Genomic DNA, 1,715 nt, shown 5'->3' on the forward strand with positions numbered 1-1,715 from the left:
AGGATCCTGCTGCTGATGGCGCTTGGCCTGGTCGGCTTCGTGGCCTGCCTGAGGAACAAGCAGGAAAACCGCCACTGACCTAGGATGCATCAGCCAGGGCCTGTACCCACTTCCACGGAATCAGGAAGCGGGAACAGACCCTGGCCTTAATTTTTAACTTCTATGCGGGTGCCAAGCCATTCGCGCCTACGTGTGCCCTGCCGTTGTCAAAGGCGGTTGGCGGAAGAGCCGCTTGACAGCATCGAACATTGGACCTTCTCATTAGGGATGAGATGCTCTGCCAACTGAGCCAAAGCGGCCGCGCCCCAACCCAGACCAGCCAGAGTCAAGACCGTGGACGGCCGCGAAACGCCGGTTATGGAATATCCTATTTGAATCCCAGATAATGCTTTCGATTTCTGTACGCTTAGAACATGTAAAGCAAAAAATGATGATGCATTGTTGTGCTCTATGTGCAGTTGCCTTAATTGGGGGTAAGCCAAAAGTGGAGTTGATTTGTTCTAGAGCATGATTTCATTGTGATCTGGGGGGTATTGCATTGAAGCGTTTGCAGGGACGGGACGCTAAGGGTTCACAGCGTGTGAGTCGTTCGGTCATCGCTGTTCTGGTGACCCTTCTGGCGGTGCTGGCCATGGTTGTTCCGCTTGGGCTGAGTGCTTTGTCGGCCGGTCAGGCGAATGCCGTCGACGGGCAGGACGGGGCGGCCAGCAGGAAGCCGCTGCTTTACAAGATGCTGGCTTACAACCAAAGGATTGATTCCAACCAGGATGAGCTGCGCATGGACTTCATCCTGCGCGTGAAGCACAACGAGTTCGACCCTTTCTGCGCCAATGCTACCGGCGGCATCGACACCACGGGCTCCTGTAATCTATCTTTTATATACCCGTATGAAGGTTCCACCAATCCGCCGCATTATCGCCGAATAAAGTATCTGAACACCATTGCTTCAAAATCATCCACTGATCCGGCCTGGACCGGAGCCTATAATTGGGCCAAGAATCAGGATCAGTTTTTCACTGTCCATAAGATCATAAACTCCGGTCTATATGACTATTTGACCATATCCGTTGAGGGCGATCTGAATCTTGGGGATACGGGTGACTCGTCAGCCCATAAAACGGGTGGTGTCGACGAGCCTCTGAACATTTATGCAATTGTAGGTCAGCAGATAGGAGCTTTGGGTTGCGGTACTGGTACTGGTACTGGTATATGGTCCTGGTCCTCCAACATCTATGCTGATGACTGTCTCTACTTTTATCCTGATATTAATATTAAGGCGCCGGATCGAACATCTAATATCACTGCAGCTTTAACGGCTGAGGGCAAGGGCTTCAAGAAGTATATGAAAGACTGTCTGGGCAGTGGCGCTAATCTTCAGTGCAGCGGGCCGTGGTCTTGGGTTGGCTGGGATCGGCAGCCAGATCTTTATAGTGGGGGTCAGTCCAATTGGGGCATGGTGACTGATTATGGTTTCCCTTCCTATAGTGGTTTTTACGATCTTTACCGTGTCAGTGGCACTGCTCCTGGTGTAGCACCGTCCCGGTCTTTCTTCGTGTACTGGCTGAATGTTCGCGGCAGCACCTACTACAACCCCGACGGCATATGTTCTGAGACGAATTCGTATTATTACCAGTGGGTGGCTTTGAAGGATGGCCAGTGGGTGCCTGTTGATGAGCTGACTCCTGGGCCGGTTCTGGTGACGGGCCAGCAGCCGT

At 52.4% G+C, this 1,715-nt stretch carries 1 tRNA gene and 1 pseudogene; one reads left to right on the plus strand and one right to left on the minus strand.

Annotated elements, in window-relative coordinates:
- Window positions 1–226: 226 nt before the first annotated feature.
- Window positions 227–299 (minus strand) — tRNA-Arg (locus J3U06_RS09270).
- Between the two features lie 281 nt (window positions 300–580).
- Between J3U06_RS09270 and J3U06_RS09275 the strand changes: the two are divergent.
- Window positions 581–1,715, plus strand: a pseudogene (locus J3U06_RS09275) (hypothetical protein); the annotation flags it as partial.

The sequence above is a fragment of the Bifidobacterium sp. B4142 genome, assembly GCF_026537325.1.
Classification (GTDB): domain Bacteria; phylum Actinomycetota; class Actinomycetes; order Actinomycetales; family Bifidobacteriaceae; genus Bombiscardovia.